Below are 16,442 nucleotides of genomic sequence, written 5' to 3' on the forward strand. Positions count from 1 at the left end.
ATAACATTATGCCTAATTTTACTGATGTAGCAAGGTATTTTCAACGTGTAATTAATAATTCAAAAATAACAAATAAATAGGCTTTTAAATCCCAATAAAAATTTTATTTTTGCGGACGCACAAAATGACAAGTTATGGCAACGTATAAGAAAAGAGGCTACAAACCAAAAACGAAAAAGGAGCAGGAAGAAGTAGTTGATGAAAACTCAACAACTGCTGAGGTATTTAATACTTTAGACGAAGGAGCTTCGAGAACAGAGGAATGGGCTGTTAAAAATCAAAAATATATTTTAGGTGTTGTTGGAGCTATAGCTTTAGTGGTTCTTGGATATTTAGGTTATAATAAGTTAGTAGCAGAGCCACAACAAAAGGATGCTATGAACGAAATGTATACGGCTAAAAAGTATTTTGATGATGCTGTTAGTGGTATGTCTTCAGATTCACTTTACAGAATGTCCTTAGATGGAGGTGAAGGTAAATACGGTATGCTAGATATTATTAATGAGTATGGAGGAAGTCCTGCTGCCAATTTAGCAAACTATTATGCTGGTATGGCATATTTAAATTTAAAAGATTACCAGAATGCTGTAGAGCATTTAGGGAATTTTTCTAGTGACGATAAAATGTTAAACCCTATTGCTAAAGGTGGTATTGGTGACGCATTTGCGCAACTCGATCAAAAATCGGATGCTTTAGGCTATTACGAAAAAGCTTTTAAAGCTAACGTTAATGAATTTACAACTCCTTTATATTTAATGAAAGCAGCACGTGTTGCTATTGATTTAGGAGAAAACGCTAAAGCTTTAGAATATTTAAAGCGTATTAAATCTGAATTTTCTACTTCAACTGAAGCTAAGAATGCAGATGTTTTAATCGGAAAAGTAGAAGCAAGCTTATAGTCTATGGCTACAGTAAATCATAATTTATCGGCTTACGATAAAGCAACAATCCCAAACGCGAAAGATTTTCGGTTTGGGATTGTTGTTTCAGAATGGAATGACACCATTACCGAAGGGTTGTGGCAAGGAGCTTTTGATGCCCTCTTAGATTGCGGAGCAATTAAGCAAAATATTGTCCGTTGGAATGTTCCTGGTGCTTTTGAGTTAACTTACGGTGCAGCCAGGATGAGTAAAAGTATTTATGCAGACTCCGGAATGTTAGATGCTATTATAGTCATTGGCTGTGTGATTCAAGGTGAGACAAAACATTTCGATTTTGTATGCGAAGGAGTGACTCAAGGCATTAAAGATCTTAATGTAAAAGGAGATATTCCTGTTATTTTCTGCGTGCTTACAGATAATACACAACAACAATCTATTGACCGTTCTGGAGGTATACACGGTAATAAAGGTACCGAAGCGGCAATTGCGGCAATAAAAATGGCGGCTTTACGTAAGGAGACGTTATAAGTATTCAGTCCTCAGTCCTCAGTTGGCAGTCACATCGCCTTAAAATAATACATACTTATATTTTGTGATAGGCTAAAATTTAATTTTGCACACTGCACACTGCACACTGCACACTGCACACTGCACACTGCACACTGCACACTGCACACTGCACACTGCACACTGCACACTGCACACTGCCAACCCACTCTGGCATCCTTTTTGTTAATAATTTTAAGGAATCCTTAAGGTATAATTCCTTGTATTTTCTGTACTTTTGAGATTAATCAAGTTTAATTTAAGAGCCACTTGTTTAAACAAAGAAAAAATAAACGTTTTAACTATAAACCTCGTTTTCAGGATTCCGAAGAAAAAAAGTCGAGAGCCGACTTCGAAGCAAAATGGAATGATACCAAAGGTGGAGACAAAAGTAGAGGTAAATTGCGCTCTACTTTACCAGCTTTAATCATATTATTAGTTTTGATTTTTGTTTTAATTTATATTCTTGAAGAATATATTAGATAAGAATGTTATGGGATTCATGAAATTGAAAAAAATAAAAAGTTTAATTATCAACCACGTTATTACAAAGGGGATGGTAATCCGTTTGAACTTAAGCATAAGTTTGATGAGCATAGAACTTCAATATCTCCTGCAAAAGGTATTAAAGGAAAATTTAGTGCTGCTATTGATGATTACAAGCACAATCCAGATGATAATGTTAATAAACGTGTAATTATTATTGTTGCAGTTTTAATCTTGCTGTTTTTGTTTATTATTGGTTTCGATTTATCTATTTTTCTTCCACAAAGCTAATGTCAGATATTATTCAACTTTTACCAGACCATGTTGCTAACCAAATTGCAGCAGGTGAGGTCGTTCAGCGTCCAGCTTCTGTAGTTAAAGAACTCATGGAAAATGCCATAGATGCTAATGCTACAGAAATTAAACTCATTATTAAAGATGCTGGTAAAACCTTAGTACAAGTTATTGATAATGGTAAGGGTATGAGTGTTACTGATGCTCGTCTCAGTTTTGAGCGTCATGCCACATCAAAAATTAGAGCCGCTGAAGATTTATTTCAACTCAACACCAAAGGTTTTAGAGGAGAGGCATTAGCGAGTATTGCGGCGATTGCGCATGTTGAGCTTAAAACGAAACAAGACGAAGACGATTTAGGAACTGTCATTGTTATTGAAGGTAGTGAGGTGAAATCACAAGAGGTTTCCGTAATTCCAACAGGAACTTCGGTTTCCGTAAAACACTTATTTTTTAATATTCCTGCAAGACGAAATTTTTTAAAGTCCGATACTGTTGAACTTCGCCATATTACAGACGAGTTTCATCGTGTGGCTTTAGCGCATCCTAATATCGCTTTTGCTTTTTACCATAACGGTAGTGATTTGTTTAATGTACCACAAGAAAACTACAGACAACGTGTGGTGCATATCTTTGGAACTAAAACCAATGAAAAATTAGTACCAGTTGAAGAGGAAACGGAAGTGTTAAAAATTTCAGGATTTGTTGGTAAACCTAACTTTTCTAAGAAAACGAAATCGGAACAATTCTTTTTTGTAAATCAACGTTTTATTAAGAGTCCTTATTTGAATCACGCGATTAAATCGGCATTCGAAGGTTTATTAAAAGATGGCTATCACGCCAGTTATTTTTTAAATCTTACTGTCGATCCGAAATCGATAGATATTAATATTCACCCCACAAAAACTGAAATTAAGTTTGATGATGAGCACACGCTTTATGCGATTCTGCGTTCAGCTGTTAAACATAGTTTAGGACAATTTAATATTGCACCAGTTTTAGATTTTGAACATCAGAGTAGTTTAAATACTCCGTATGATTATAAGGATAAAAAAGCATCCACCCCTGCAATAGAAGTGGATCGCAGTTTTAATCCGTTTGCAGAAGATTCAGGTATAAAACAAAAGACCACAAGTCATAATACTGGATTTAAGTCTGCGCCAACAGCATCTTGGGAAAGCTTGTATGTAGGTTTGGAATCGAAAGGTAATAATTCGCAATCCGATTTTAGTCAGGTGACTTTTGAAAGTGAATCTAAAAACGAGTCTATTTTTAGTGATTCGTCTATTGAAACTAGAAAAACGACGTTTCAATTGCAACAAAAATATATTGTGAGTACCTTAAAATCAGGTATGTTAGTTATTGACCAGAATAGGGCGCATCAGCGAATCCTATATGAGAACTTTTTAAGGCATATTACGATAAAGGAAGCGACAAGTCAGCAGTTATTGTTTCCTTTACAATTGCATTTTACACCTAACGAAATAAAAATTATAGAAGACTTAAAAGCTGATTTAGAACATACAGGTTTTGTGTTTTCTGAATTAAGTACAAAAGAGATTACTATTAAAGGTGTGCCAGTTGGAGTGCCAGAAAGTGAGGTCTCTATTATTTTAGAACAGTTAATTAGTGATGTAGAAAATGATGTGCCAGACACTAACTTTAGTGCTGCAGATTTGTTAGCTAAATCTATGGCAAAGAGTTTAGCGATTAAAAATGGTCAATCATTAAACAGCACAGAACAAGAACATATGGTAAATAGTTTGTTTGCCTGTAAGGAACCAAATGTATCACCAACCAATAGACCAACGTTTATTACGATGGCAGTTGATGATATTGAAAAAAAATTCATGTAGTTTATGAGACAAGGAATAACGGATGCCGTAAAGCATTTATTGATTATAAATGTAGTCATGTTTATAGGTACTTTGGTAATTGGTAATGGAGAAGCCTTTTATCAATGGTTTGCGCTTTATTTTCCTCAGAATCCAAATTTCCAACCTTGGCAGATTTTGACTCATATATTTATGCACGGTAATTTTATGCATATCGCATTTAATATGTTTGCATTATGGATGTTTGGTACAGCTGTAGAACAGGTTTTTGGATGGAAAAAATTTATAGTATTCTATTTGCTTTCAGGTTTTGGTGCTGCTTTAATACAACTTGCATTTTTGTATTTTCAGTACAATACAGGTTTAACAACGTTAATAGACTCTGGGATCTCTCAAACAGAAGTGGTAAGCATTTTAAGTGAAGGTAAGTATAGTACGGCTTGGGTTCCACTTTTAGGTGATCATTTTGATAGCTTTATTGGTGCATTTAACGGTACTATGGTGGGCGCATCTGGTGCTATTATGGGAGTTTTAGTAGCTTTTGGAATGCTATTTCCTGAAAATAAATTAATGCTTATTTTCTTACCTATACCAATTAAAGCGAAGTATTTTATTCCTGCGATTATTGCGTTAGATTTGTTTTCTGGTTTAACAGGGCAATCCATTTTTAGCCCAAGTAATACAGCGTATATGGCTCACGTTGGTGGCGCACTTACAGGATTTTTATTGATGTATTTCTGGAAGAAAAATGAAATGGATAAATACCGTTGGAACTAATTATGAGCACGATTCAAGATTTAAAATACAAGTTTAAGAACCTCGATGTTTTTGGTAAGATCATTGCCATTAACGTTGTTGTGTTTTTTATTGGTCTTATTTTTAAATCATTGTTGCGATTTAATCTGTTTAGCTATTTTGAATTGCCATCAGATATCCTAGATTTTATAATGCAACCATGGTCCTTAATTACATATGGCTTCCTACATAATGGATTGTTGCACTTGGCGTTTAATATGTTGTTTCTTTACTATCTATCTAGAGTGACAACAAATCTATTTCGCCAAAAAATGGTTCTTAATATTTATTTCTTAGGAATTATTTTTGGTGGTTTAGCCTATTTAGCGGTTGCTAATTTGGTGCCACTGAGTTTCTTTAATGCTTCAGGAGTACTCGTAGGTGCATCTGCAGGAGTCAGTGCGTTATTACTTTTTGTGGCTGCTTATATGCCTAATAGCGAAATTAGATTGTTTAATTCCTTTAATGTGAAATGGAAACATATCGCTATGGTTATCGTTGGTTTAGATGTGTTTAGAATGTCTTTAGGACTTAATCAAGGTGGTTATGTTGCGCATTTAGGAGGGTATTTATTAGGTTATGTTTATGCGACTAAACTGCTTAAAGGGACAGATATAGGAAAAGGGTTTGAGCGGACTATGGATGGTTTCATGAATTTATTTAAACCTAAGTCTAACTTAAAAACGGTTCATAAAAATAAATCTAAAAGTACAACGACTAAGAAGACTAAAAATCCTTCTGATACGTTAGATAAACAGAAGAAGATTGATACTATTCTCGATAAGATTAGTAAAAGTGGTTATGAGAGTTTAACAGCCGACGAAAAAGCATTTTTATTTAAAGTAGGTAAAGACTAAAACGCGTGAAAGGTTTAAAATTTGGTAGTAAAATTGTGTTTATCATCAATTCGTTGGTGGCATTTTTATTGCTCATATCTTATATCTTACCTTATGTTTCACCGAGAAGTTTTGCGTCACTATCTGTTCTGAGTTTAGGTGTTCCTTTATTGATCTTATTCAATATTGTTTTCTTTATTTACTGGTTACTTCGTGTAAAGAAACAAATGCTGTTATCGTTAATTGTGTTGTTGTTGGGCTGGAATTATATAAATTCAATGTATAAGTTTTCAGCATCAGAAGATACTAAAGATGAAGCTAGTTTTTCCGTGATGTCGTTTAACGTCAGACTTTTTAATAAATATGATTGGTTGAAGGATAAAACAGTAAAGGAGACTATTCTCGATTTTATAAAGAGAGAGCAGCCAGATGTTTTGTGTCTTCAAGAATACCCAAGAAGCGAACAAGTAAAACTTGAAGGATACAATGACTTTAATGCTACTTACAATAAAGGTGTTAAAGGTGGTCAAGCTATTTACTCCAAATTTCCAATTGTTAATTCGGGTTCGTTAGAATTTCCTAATACCTATAACAATGCTATTTTTGTCGATATTGTAAAACAAAAAGATACCATTAGAGTTTATACATTTCACTTGCAATCGTCAGGTATTGAAACTGATGTAGAAAAACTAAAAAGGAAACATCTAGTCATTTGTTTAAGCAAGTTGGTGCGACGTTTAAAGCACAACAAGATCAAGTGGAATTGTTTTTAGAGCACAAGTCAAAAACAAAATATAAAACGATAGTAACTGGTGATTTTAACAACACGCCTTATTCTTATATCTACAGAATGATAAAAGGTGATGACTTAAAAGATACGTTTGAAGCTGCTGGTAATGGTTTTGGTAGAACTTACGATTTTAAATTTTTTCCAATGCGAATCGATTTTATTTTAGCGGATGAAGATTTTACAGTTAATGGTTTTAAAACTTTTGATGTAAAATTATCTGATCATTACCCTATAAAAACCACGCTTAGTTTAGAGTAAACTACATTAGCCAGCAATCTGCGGTGTCTGCAATAATATGAATTACCAATCCAAGACCAACCAATCGTACCTTTTTAGGAATTAGTAGCGCTATATAAACCACAATAGCATAGTAGGAGTGGAGTGTGTGAAAGTTAATACTGCAACGGTTAGGGTCAAAAATAGGATTTGCTAATAAGTGATCTAAATCTATTAACATGCCTAAAATCATAATGCCATAAGCCTTTAACCAATACGTCTTATAAAACACGATAGCGACTACCAAAGGTAAGCCAAAGTGTATGCCGTAATGAATAGAGGATTGAAGCATTATTTATTTTATTGAGTACTGTTTTAGTTAAGACTTAGACAACGTTCTTTCACTATTGAAAATTGCAAAAAAAATAATTCAGTTAAATGATTAGTAATTCCTGCTTTTTTAAATACAATTCTGTGTTTGGTCCTTCATTAAATAACAGATCTAAAATACTAAGATTAGGAATAAACCCATGCTTTTCAGTAAAAACTTGGGTGTATGACTCAAAGGTTTTGACTTCAGAATTTCGCTTTACTAAATTTCTATAATCTGTTTTATTAATAGGTTCTTTTTCAAATACAGTCGATTGAATAGGTCTGATGTTTAATTGAAGACTGCTTATTATAATATCTAAACATTTCAAATTAAAGTCTAATATGTAATCGAATTTATTTTCAAAAAGCGGCATGAAGTCATCGATATAGAACTCAAAAAACGGTGACATACTGTAAGCCGATTGTAGCGACTTTAAATGGAGGAGTTGCCATTGTTCTTCATTGGCAATCTTCACATTTTTATAAAGCTGTCTGTTCTTCTGTGTGTAACTCACAGGAACTGTTAAAGCCAACTTACCATTAGCACCATAAATTTCGGTCCGGTTTCTGTAGGATTGTTTTTGATAATTATCAAAGACCTCAAGATGTATCGAATCCGCATTCACAACAGCCCAAAAGTGTGCAATATTTGGGAAATATGTCGGATGTATAAGACCTGTCATAGCGACTAATTTAGTCTGTTTTTATGATGTTGCCTTTTTCTTCTTTCTCCATTTGTTAAAGAATGTGATTCCTAAAACAAGGACAATAAACGGAATTAAATAAGACGTACGTTCATTACCACCACTGACAGTTGTGAATATTCGGTCCCAACGGAAACTCCAGTTTTTAATACCATCGTTAATACCATCAATACTCATCCAAATGAATACAGGTTTACCAAAAATATGATCGTTAGGCACAAATCCCCAATAACGGCTATCAATAGAATTGTGTCTGTTGTCACCCATCATCCAATAGTAATCTTGCTTAAAAGTATATGAAGTAGCCGGTTGGTCGTCAATAAAAATTTGATCACCTCTAGTCACAACGTTGTGACCTTCGTATTCTCCAATCACACGTTTATATATAGAAATATTTTCAGTAGTTAAATTTACAGTACCACCAGCTTTAGGAATCCACATTGGTCCAAAGAAATCTGAATTCCAAGGGTAATTCTTGTCTTTAGGGAAAATATTGCCATCAACGCCTTTTTCTTGTTTTGTAGGTACAATAGATGCGACTTCAGGATGTAATCTTAATTTAGCAATGGCATCATCCGTTGCAGCAGGTATAGAATAAGAGCCTTCAGTAGTTCCATAACCTAAACCATCTGTAATATCATATTTCTTTAAAATATCAATAATTCGCATGGGTTGTAATTGCCTCTTAAACGTAATGTCGTAAGAAAATTGAAGATGAGATCTTGGTGGTAACTTATTTTGTTTCCCGTTAATAAAGACATACCCATTTCTAATTTCTAAAGTATCACCAGCGACACCAACACAGCGTTTTACTAAGTTGGTTTTTTTATCGATAGGCTTGTAATAATTTCGGTCTGGATTAAAATCATTCATGTTCAGCAAGGTATCTGCTGGCTGATTAAAAACGACGATATCATTACGTTCTACATTTTCAAATCCTGGTAATCTTAAAAAAGGCAGTTGGAGTTTATTAATCCAAGAGGTGTTGCGTTCTTCGAAATTATCGTTATATAGGTATGATTTCTTTCCTAAAACAGGAATCGTATCATGTACCATTGGTGCGCCAACTGTGGTCATTGGAGTACGTGCACCATAATGAAACTTACTCACAATTAGAAAGTCACCAACCAATAAAGACTTTTCTAAAGACGATGAAGGAATCACAAAAGGTTGAAAGAAATACGTATGTACAATCGTTGCGGCTACTACAGCGAAAAGAATAGAGCTAATCCATTCTCCTGATGATGTTTTTGGCTTAAGTTGTCTGTCTTCAATATAATTAACATCGGCAACATAATTGAGATAGAACAGGTAAAAACCTAAAGTAACAATGCATAAAAGGGCATCGATTTTACTGTCTTTTCCAAAAGAACGAGCGGTTTCTACCCAAACTGCAGGAATCATAATAAGGTTTACAATTGGTAAAAACATTAAAATTACCCACCACCAAGGGCGTGAGATAATTTTCATTAATACCACTGCATTATAAATTGGCACAAATGCTTCCCAAGCTTTTCTGCCGGCTTTAATATATAATTTCCATGTCGCTAGTCCATGTATAATTTGTAAAATGAGTATAAAAATAAACCATTGTGTCCAGGTCATAACCTTATATTTTGTCTAGTGTAGGTTGAAAATTATTTTAATTCGTTGCAATACATTGGCAAATTAACCAATGTTTAACACATCTTTCATACTAAAGATGCCTTTTTTGTTTTTAATCCATTCTGCAGCGATTACAGCTCCCATAGCAAAACCTTGTCTACTGTGCGCTGTATGTTTAATGCTTATAGCATCTACTTCAGAATTATAGGTAATCTCATGTGTGCCAGGCACTCCTTCAATGCGTTTAGCATCAATCTGAATTTCGGTAGGCTTTGGTTCGTCTAAAGTCCAATTGTTATAATTGGTATGCTCTATAATCTGCTCTGCCAACGTGATTGCAGTTCCACTTGGTGCGTCTAATTTTTGTGTATGATGAATTTCTTCTATTTCTGTTGTGTATTCAGAAAAGCCAGACATTAATTCAATCAATTTTTTGTTGAGTTCAAAGAAAAGGTTAACACCTAAACTAAAATTTGAAGCATAAAGAAAAGTACCTTCTTTAGAGTTGCAGTAGTCAATAATCTCATCGTAATGATCTAACCAACCTGTTGTTCCTGATATTACAGGAACGCCAGCATCCAAAGCTTTTTTTATGTTAGCGACGGCAACTGATGGAATACTAAAGTCTATGGCAACATCAGCATCGGCAAAATCATAATTAGAATCTGCATCTGATACTTTCAATACAATACTGTGACTGCGATTTACTGCGATAGCCTCAATACTTTTGCCCATTCTTCCATAACCGAGTAAAGCTATTTTCATGTTAAAATTTAAAATTAAACGTTAGTCCCAAATCCGAAGTGTTTTCCATTTGGTTATACTGATAATGTGGACTAAGACTTAGGTTTTCGTCGACATTAAATTGAAGTAAATGTGCGTCTATATTAGCATCAATAATATTTAGAGCATATAAGCCTAAAGTTATTAAAACAGACATTTCTTTATTTCGCCTAAACTGTTCTTGTGCTCTAATAAGTCCCTCATCAGAAATTGAACCATAAAATTCGTCTGTTGTATAACCTGCTAAACGACTTTTATAAGCATCTCTATAACGGTCAAACTGCTTATCATTATTAATAAAGAAATATACTCCTGTACCTATGGCTCCCCAAACAATCGGAATTTTCCAATATTTTTTATTGTAAGCCTGACCTAAACCAGGAAGTACTGCAGAGTAAAAAGCAGCCTTAGAAGGTCTTAAAGGATCTATTTCTTTTTTAATTAAGGTTTCGTTCGCAATAATTGGACTTTCTTCTATGGCAATACTAATGCTGTCTTTTTCTATTTGTGAAAATGAAAAAAGTACAGAAAACAAGCAGGCTAAAAGACTGTAAAACCCTCTATTTGTCACGTTGAACTAATTTTTTAATTCGGTTAAAATCTTCTTCAGAATGGAACGGTATTGTTATTTTTCCGCTTCCTGTCTTAGTAACCTTAACGTCTATCTTATGACCGAAGTATTCTGAAAAGTCTCTTACCCCTTTTTTAATATGCTTGGGAATTTCGAAAGTAGGTTCTTCTGTTTTAGCTGGTGCATCAGAATTTAAGTTCTTTACTAATTGTTCCGTAGCTCTAACGGATAATTTATTGGTAATGATTTTTTCGTAAACTTCTAGTTGATCTACTTGGTCTTCAATATTGACCATAGCTCTCCCATGACCCATGCTAATAAAACCATCTCTCATACCTGTTTGTATGATTGGATCTAGCTTTAATAAACGTAAATAATTTGCAATTGTAGAACGTTTTTTTCCAACACGTTCGCTCATTTGCTCTTGTGTTAGTTGAATTTCATCAATTAAACGTTGATACGATAAAGCAATTTCTATTGGGTCTAAATCTTGACGTTGAATATTCTCTACCAAAGCCATTTCTAATGACTCTTGGTCATTAGCAATTCTTATATATGCCGGAATGACTTCTAATCCAATTAGTTTTGAAGCTCTAAAACGACGCTCACCAGATACTAATTGGTATTTGTTAAATGCTAATTTTCTAACCGTTATAGGTTGAATAACTCCAAGCTCGCGAATGGAAGACGCAAGTTCTTTTAATGTTTCTTCATTAAAATTAGTTCTTGGTTGAAATGGATTGACCTCAATACTTTCAATATCGAGTTCTACAATATTACCAACCACTTTATCTGCATTGATATCTTCGGCAGAATTTATATCGTTATCAGGATCTTTTAGTAAGGCAGAAAGACCACGTCCTAATGCTTGTTTTTTTGTCGCTTTCGCCATTATAATTCATTTTTCTTTATCAGCTCCTTTGCTAGGCTCAAATAATTTACTGCTCCTTTGCTGCTTACATCATAATTAATAATGCTCTCTCCATAACTTGGTGCTTCACCTAAGCGTACGTTTCTTTGAATAATCGTATCAAACACCATATCACTAAAGTGTTTCTGAACTTCTTCTACGACCTGGTTAGATAAGCGTAAACGAGAATCGAACATTGTTAATAATAAACCTTCTATGTCTAACGCTTCATTATGGATTTTCTGTACACTTTTAATAGTATTTAACAGTTTACCTAAACCTTCTAATGCAAAATATTCACATTGAATAGGTATAATTACTGAATCTGCGGCTGTTAAGGCATTTAACGTAAGTAATCCTAGGGACGGCGCACAATCAATTAAAATGTAATCATATTCCGTTTTTAAATCGGTAATAGCCTTTTTAAGCATGTATTCACGCTCTTCTTTATCTACTAACTCAATTTCTATAGCTACAAGATCGATATGAGCAGGTAAAATATCTACATTGGGTGCATTAGAAGCTACAATGGCGTCTTTTGCTAAAGCAGTGTGTTCTAAAACCTGGTAGGAGCCTATCTCAACAGCGTCTACATCAATACCTAAACCCGAACTTGCGTTGGCTTGAGGATCGGCATCTATAAGCAGCACTTTCTTCTCTAGGGCACCTAGTGAAGCGGCTAAATTTACTGAGGTTGTTGTCTTACCAACTCCTCCTTTCTGATTTGCTATCGCAATGATTTTACCCATTAAATGATTTGGTTAAATATAAGGGCTTAAAATTACGATTATTTACGACTTTAAGAAATTGAAGTTGTTAACAGTTCTATAAAAAAAAGCAGCCTTCTATAGAAATATAAAAGGCTGCTTAATATTAAGAGGATAATTTTATTTTTCTGGATTATGAATACCAGTGATATAACCTTGAGTTAAATATTTTTTTGCCGCATCGTGCAGGTCGGCTACGGTTAAGCTATTTACAGCATCTTCAAATTTTAAAATGTTATGTGCATCTTTTTTGAGGTAGTCTGCATTTTTAAGCTGCCCTAACCAAAATCTATTGGTTTTTAAATCTTCTTTATAATCTAAGATTTGAGCTTTTTTTACTTTTTCTAAATCTTTTTCTGTTGGGCCTTCTTTTACTAAAAGATCGACTTCTTTCATCGTTGCTGTTATAAGTTTATCAACATTTTCCGGACCGCAAGGAAAGCTAATGTTAAACCTAAACCAATCATAAGGCATATTACTAATACTCGCATTGGCACCAGCTCCGTATACGCCTCCTTCTTCTTCACGTAACTTTTCAATTAATTTAATTGATAAAACTTCAGCTAAACTTTTTAAGGCATGAGCTTCTTTTTCACTGTAATCGGTTGGACCGTGATAAGTTATTCTTACTGAGCTTTTTGGATCTTCGCCTTTCTCAATAATCTTTTTATGAGAACCTGTTAAGGGTCTAAAATCGCTTACGTTATAAGATTCGTTGCTTTTAGTTGAAGGTAAACTAGCTAAATAAGTTTCGCATAATTCAACAAACTTAGTTTCGTCAATATTACCTACAAAATAGAAATGGAAATCACCTGCATCGGCAAAACGTTCTTTGTATTTTTCGTATGCTAAATTATAATCTGCGTTATCCATGTCTTCAGCAGTTGGGAATCCGGTATATCTTGGGTTTTTTCCATAAATAAACTCTGACAATTGATCTTGAAAATAAAATTGTGGACTAGATAGAAGATTGCCTAAAAACGCCTTTTGTTTATCAGCAAAACTTTTAAAGGCGTTTTCATCTTTATTTAAAGCCGTAAAGTGTAGATGCGTTAATTGAAATAGTGTTTCTAAATCTTTAGGTGTTGTATTGCCTGATAACCCTTCGCTATAAGTGCCAATTGACAATCTTACATTTGCAATTTTACCAGACATCATTTTTCCTAATTCAATCTTATCAAAACCATTAACTCCAGCTTCTGTTAAACCTCCATTAGCATTAGAAGTTGCTTTGTAGTCTTCATCAGTATATAACGAAGTTCCTCCATAGCTAAACGCGTCAAATAAAATTTCATCATTCTTAAAATCAGTCTTTTTGTAAGTTACTGTAGCTCCATTGCTTAATAATAACGTGGTTGTGCCTAGTGTTTCATCTGTTTTATAGTCTGCGATACTGCCTTTTGATGGCATTTTAGTCATTAAAGATGAAGCAACAGCCTTGTCTTCATAAGGTTTTAAATCCATTGCATTAACAGAATCTAATAATTCTAATACTTCCGCTTCTTTAACTTGTTCTAAATCGTCTTTTTCTGGACCTGTAAGTATAATAACGCGGTTGTCTTCTTTGATATAAGATTTAATCAATGCGTTAACTTCATCTAATGTAATAGTTGGTAATTGTGCATTCATAAAGTCGAATCTCCAATCCATACTAGGAATAGGGTTTTGCTCTAAGAAATTACTAACGTAACGGCCGACAATTCTGTTAGATTCCATTTTGTCTCTATCTTTAAAGGCGCGTTCCATATTGGCAATGATGTCTTTTTTAGCACGATTAAATTCTCCTTCAAAAAAGCCATGTTGAAGAACACGTTGATTTTCTACTAAAAGTGTTTTTAATGCGTCTAATTGTCCGGTCGGACTCGTCATAGCAGAAGATTGAAAAGCATTCTTAGTACGTGCATACGTGCCGCCGTAGTAAGTAAAGCCATATACAAAAGGAGGATTGTCTCCATTTCTAATTTCATCTAGTCGATTATTTATCATTTGAGAGAATAAATTCTCAACCATAGATTTTCTATAATCAGCGTAAGTAACATCTGGTTTAGAGTTTACTTTATCTTTAAACATTAATTGTACGTTTGAAAATGGTGCTTCCTTATCGGATTCAATGGCAACAAAGGTTTCCTTATGGTTAGGTAAATCGAATGATGGTCTTGGTTTTGGGTTTTTCGGATTTTTTATATGTCCGAAATGTGACTTTATTTTTTCTTCTAATACTGATACATCAATATCTCCCACGGCAATTACGGCCATTAAATCTGGTCTGTACCAATCTTTATAAAAACGCTTTAGGCTTTCGTATTTAAAAGTTTCTAAATTCTCTTTTGTGCCAATAGGAAGTCGTTCTGCATACATGGAACCATGCATCATTTTTGGTAAGTATTCTTGCATCATGCGTTCGTCAGCTCCTTTACCTAAACGGTATTCTTCTAAAACAACACCACGTTCATTGTCTATCTCTTCATCGGTTAAAAGCGCGTTGTGCGCCCAATCTTCTATGATTTGAAAACCTTTTTCAAGTTTTTCCGGATCATCGCTAGGAATAGGGAGGATGTAAACAGTTTCATCGAAACTAGTATAAGCATTTAGGTGCGCTCCAAACTTTACACCAATACTTTGAAGGTAATCAACTAACTCATTTTTTTTGAAATTTTTGGTGCCATTAAAGCACATATGTTCCATAAAGTGTGCTAAGCCTAATTGGTCTTCGTCTTCTAGAATAGAACCAGCATTAATAACAAGTCTCAGTTCGACTTTGTTTTCAGGTTTTGGGTTGTTTTGAATGTAATAAGTGAGACCGTTTGATAAAGTGCCTGTTTTTACATTAGGGTCTGTGGGAATGAGATCTGATGGATTGTAAGTAACTTTTGAATCTGGTGTTGTGGCTACAACCTGAGCATTTAAGGGAAATACAAAGGTTAGACACATTATTACTAATGTACCAATACTAAATTTTTTCATTGATTGCTGGATTTAATGGATTAGTGTTTATAAGAAATTTCCACTAATTTAAACATAAAATCATGAAAGTTAAAGGAATAACGATATTTTAACTAAACACTTAGTTTGAAGATAGAGCTTGTCTGTTCAAAAATTTTAGAACTGAATTAAAGTAATCTTCGCCTCCAGTTTCCCAAAGATCTGAATGGCCAGCTGATTCTATTTCTATAAATTCTTTATCAATACTTTTAATCCTAGAGAAGTTCGCTTTGCCATTTGTGATTGGGATTGGTTTGTCTTTTCCGCCGTGAACAACTAGTATCGGTTGTGTAATATTTTCACTGTATTTGTATGGGTTAGCGTCATCGGGATTGAAATCGGCAATACGTCCTGCTCTGTCAACTAAATAATTACTGAATAATTCTAGGTTGAACCCTGCGTGACGCTTAAAATAATATTGAATATTTGTTTTTAAGTTTTTATATGAACTTTCTGCAATGCCGTATTTAATACGCTTATCCATTCCCATTGCTTGTAATGTAAACGCACCTCCTATGGATTGTCCCCAAAGACCGATGTTGCCTAAATTTTCATCTTTAATTAATTGGCTAATTAGTGTCTGAATGTCTTTTGTTTCTTTAACTCCATACGTAAGAAACTGACCTTCGCTTTCGCCAAACCCTCTAGAATCTAACGCTACCGAGTTAAAGCCATTTGTAGCTAAAAATTCACTTAACCCGAGAAAATGATCTTTATTATGGCTACTACCATGCAATAATATTATTGTGCCTTTAGTGTTTTGTAAGCTCGAGTATGTTAATAGGGCAGATAGCTTAAGGTTGTCAAAGGTTATAATCGTTAACTTCTTTCTTTTGAATTTAGAGTTGTCGTTAGATTCTAATTGGGCATTTATAACTTTTTCTGTTTTAAACAGTTGAGCAATAGGATTTCTTGTTTGCATTATAAAACGAGGGAAAACAAAATGTATAAGTATTAATCCTGCTATAGTTAGAATTAGTAAAACACGTTTTATGAATTTTGTTTTTCTGTTTTTTTTCATGCAGGATTGGAGCTATTTAGTGGGGTATGAAATTTGAAAAGAAAAGCG

General features: G+C 34.0%; 17 protein-coding genes. 8 read left to right on the forward strand and 9 right to left on the reverse strand.

From position 1 onward, the window contains the following. Window positions 1-134: 134 nt before the first annotated feature. The 8 genes from ADIWIN_RS03045 to ADIWIN_RS21125 all read left to right on the forward strand — a co-directional run bounded on the left by ADIWIN_RS03045 (window position 135) and on the right by ADIWIN_RS21125 (window position 6,721). The gene (locus tag ADIWIN_RS03045; RefSeq protein ID WP_020896070.1) at window positions 135-899 is read left to right on the forward strand and encodes a tetratricopeptide repeat protein; all 765 of its coding nucleotides are present in this window, start codon (window positions 135-137) and stop codon (window positions 897-899) included. Between the two features lie 3 nt (window positions 900-902). Continuing rightward, window positions 903-1,409, forward strand: coding sequence for a 6,7-dimethyl-8-ribityllumazine synthase (ribH, locus tag ADIWIN_RS03050; protein ID WP_020896071.1), 507 nt, complete (start codon window positions 903-905; stop codon window positions 1,407-1,409). Window positions 1,410-1,697: 288 nt separating this feature from the next. Further along, window positions 1,698-1,913 (forward strand): hypothetical protein, encoded by a 216-nt coding sequence (locus tag ADIWIN_RS03055; RefSeq protein ID WP_020896072.1) that lies wholly within the window; start codon window positions 1,698-1,700, stop codon window positions 1,911-1,913. 290 nt (window positions 1,914-2,203) lie between these two features. Further along, window positions 2,204-4,063, forward strand: a complete 1,860-nt coding sequence (mutL, locus tag ADIWIN_RS03065; RefSeq protein WP_020896073.1) for a DNA mismatch repair endonuclease MutL — start codon at window positions 2,204-2,206, stop codon at window positions 4,061-4,063. Between the two features lie 3 nt (window positions 4,064-4,066). After that, window positions 4,067-4,819, forward strand: coding sequence for a rhomboid family intramembrane serine protease (locus ADIWIN_RS03070; RefSeq protein WP_040756430.1), 753 nt, complete (start codon window positions 4,067-4,069; stop codon window positions 4,817-4,819). Between the two features lie 2 nt (window positions 4,820-4,821). After that, entirely contained in the window at window positions 4,822-5,694 is an 873-nt protein-coding gene (locus ADIWIN_RS03075) for a rhomboid family intramembrane serine protease (protein ID WP_040756431.1), read from the forward strand. A 5-nt stretch (window positions 5,695-5,699) separates the two neighbouring features. Beyond that, window positions 5,700-6,446 carry an endonuclease/exonuclease/phosphatase family protein gene (locus ADIWIN_RS03080; protein ID WP_235046988.1) on the forward strand — a complete coding sequence of 249 codons (747 nt, stop codon included), beginning with the start codon at window positions 5,700-5,702 and terminating at the stop codon, window positions 6,444-6,446. Continuing rightward, window positions 6,386-6,721 carry an endonuclease/exonuclease/phosphatase family protein gene (locus ADIWIN_RS21125; protein WP_235046990.1) on the forward strand — a complete coding sequence of 112 codons (336 nt, stop codon included), beginning with the start codon at window positions 6,386-6,388 and terminating at the stop codon, window positions 6,719-6,721. The genes ADIWIN_RS03080 and ADIWIN_RS21125 overlap by 61 nt, the downstream gene beginning before the upstream one ends. A 1-nt stretch (window position 6,722) precedes the next feature. On the opposite strand, the gene ADIWIN_RS03085 is transcribed toward ADIWIN_RS21125, so the two are convergent. The 9 genes from ADIWIN_RS03085 to ADIWIN_RS03125 all read right to left on the reverse strand — a co-directional run bounded on the left by ADIWIN_RS03085 (window position 6,723) and on the right by ADIWIN_RS03125 (window position 16,394). Next, the gene (locus tag ADIWIN_RS03085; protein WP_020896078.1) at window positions 6,723-7,031 is read right to left on the reverse strand and encodes a DUF6122 family protein; all 309 of its coding nucleotides are present in this window, start codon (window positions 7,029-7,031) and stop codon (window positions 6,723-6,725) included. 82 nt (window positions 7,032-7,113) lie between these two features. Continuing rightward, window positions 7,114-7,734, reverse strand: a complete 621-nt coding sequence (locus ADIWIN_RS03090) for a WbqC family protein (protein WP_020896079.1) — start codon at window positions 7,732-7,734, stop codon at window positions 7,114-7,116. A gap of 21 nt (window positions 7,735-7,755) precedes the next feature. Further along, window positions 7,756-9,360, reverse strand: a complete 1,605-nt coding sequence (lepB, locus tag ADIWIN_RS03095) for a signal peptidase I (protein WP_020896080.1) — start codon at window positions 9,358-9,360, stop codon at window positions 7,756-7,758. A gap of 63 nt (window positions 9,361-9,423) precedes the next feature. After that, entirely contained in the window at window positions 9,424-10,125 is a 702-nt protein-coding gene (gene dapB / locus ADIWIN_RS03100) for a 4-hydroxy-tetrahydrodipicolinate reductase (RefSeq protein WP_020896081.1), read from the reverse strand. Window position 10,126: 1 nt separating this feature from the next. After that, window positions 10,127-10,714 carry a DUF5683 domain-containing protein gene (locus tag ADIWIN_RS03105; RefSeq protein ID WP_040756432.1) on the reverse strand — a complete coding sequence of 196 codons (588 nt, stop codon included), beginning with the start codon at window positions 10,712-10,714 and terminating at the stop codon, window positions 10,127-10,129. Further along, entirely contained in the window at window positions 10,704-11,606 is a 903-nt protein-coding gene (locus ADIWIN_RS03110) for a ParB/RepB/Spo0J family partition protein (protein ID WP_020896083.1), read from the reverse strand. Before ADIWIN_RS03110 ends, ADIWIN_RS03105 begins: the two co-directional genes overlap by 11 nt. Then, window positions 11,606-12,373: a ParA family protein gene (locus ADIWIN_RS03115; protein ID WP_020896084.1), complete on the reverse strand. Its 768-nt coding sequence runs from the start codon at window positions 12,371-12,373 to the stop codon at window positions 11,606-11,608. The genes ADIWIN_RS03110 and ADIWIN_RS03115 overlap by 1 nt, the downstream gene beginning before the upstream one ends. Window positions 12,374-12,511: 138 nt before the next feature. Continuing rightward, the gene (locus ADIWIN_RS03120; protein WP_020896085.1) at window positions 12,512-15,355 is read right to left on the reverse strand and encodes a M16 family metallopeptidase; all 2,844 of its coding nucleotides are present in this window, start codon (window positions 15,353-15,355) and stop codon (window positions 12,512-12,514) included. Between the two features lie 100 nt (window positions 15,356-15,455). Further along, on the reverse strand, window positions 15,456-16,394 hold the full coding sequence (locus ADIWIN_RS03125; protein ID WP_020896086.1) for an alpha/beta hydrolase: 939 nt from the start codon (window positions 16,392-16,394) through the stop codon (window positions 15,456-15,458). Window positions 16,395-16,442: the final 48 nt, after the last annotated feature.

Origin of the sequence: Winogradskyella psychrotolerans RS-3, from assembly GCF_000427335.1 — a bacterium.
Taxonomy (GTDB): domain Bacteria; phylum Bacteroidota; class Bacteroidia; order Flavobacteriales; family Flavobacteriaceae; genus Winogradskyella; species Winogradskyella psychrotolerans.

Bases quoted from the DNA above. Each gene is read 5' to 3' on its own strand.
- ADIWIN_RS03085 (WP_020896078.1), bottom strand. From the start codon at position 7,031: ATGCTTCAATCCTCTATTCATTACGGCATACACTTTGGCTTACCTTTG.
- ADIWIN_RS03075 (WP_040756431.1), top strand. From the start codon at position 4,822: ATGAGCACGATTCAAGATTTAAAATACAAGTTTAAGAACCTCGATGTT.
- ADIWIN_RS03070 (WP_040756430.1), top strand. From the start codon at position 4,067: ATGAGACAAGGAATAACGGATGCCGTAAAGCATTTATTGATTATAAAT.
- mutL (WP_020896073.1), top strand. From the start codon at position 2,204: ATGTCAGATATTATTCAACTTTTACCAGACCATGTTGCTAACCAAATT.
- lepB (WP_020896080.1), bottom strand. From the start codon at position 9,360: ATGACCTGGACACAATGGTTTATTTTTATACTCATTTTACAAATTATA.
- ADIWIN_RS03110 (WP_020896083.1), bottom strand. From the start codon at position 11,606: ATGGCGAAAGCGACAAAAAAACAAGCATTAGGACGTGGTCTTTCTGCC.
- ADIWIN_RS03045 (WP_020896070.1), top strand. From the start codon at position 135: ATGGCAACGTATAAGAAAAGAGGCTACAAACCAAAAACGAAAAAGGAG.
- ADIWIN_RS03120 (WP_020896085.1), bottom strand. From the start codon at position 15,355: ATGAAAAAATTTAGTATTGGTACATTAGTAATAATGTGTCTAACCTTT.
- ribH (WP_020896071.1), top strand. From the start codon at position 903: ATGGCTACAGTAAATCATAATTTATCGGCTTACGATAAAGCAACAATC.
- ADIWIN_RS03090 (WP_020896079.1), bottom strand. From the start codon at position 7,734: ATGACAGGTCTTATACATCCGACATATTTCCCAAATATTGCACACTTT.
- ADIWIN_RS03115 (WP_020896084.1), bottom strand. From the start codon at position 12,373: ATGGGTAAAATCATTGCGATAGCAAATCAGAAAGGAGGAGTTGGTAAG.
- dapB (WP_020896081.1), bottom strand. From the start codon at position 10,125: ATGAAAATAGCTTTACTCGGTTATGGAAGAATGGGCAAAAGTATTGAG.
- ADIWIN_RS03125 (WP_020896086.1), bottom strand. From the start codon at position 16,394: ATGAAAAAAAACAGAAAAACAAAATTCATAAAACGTGTTTTACTAATT.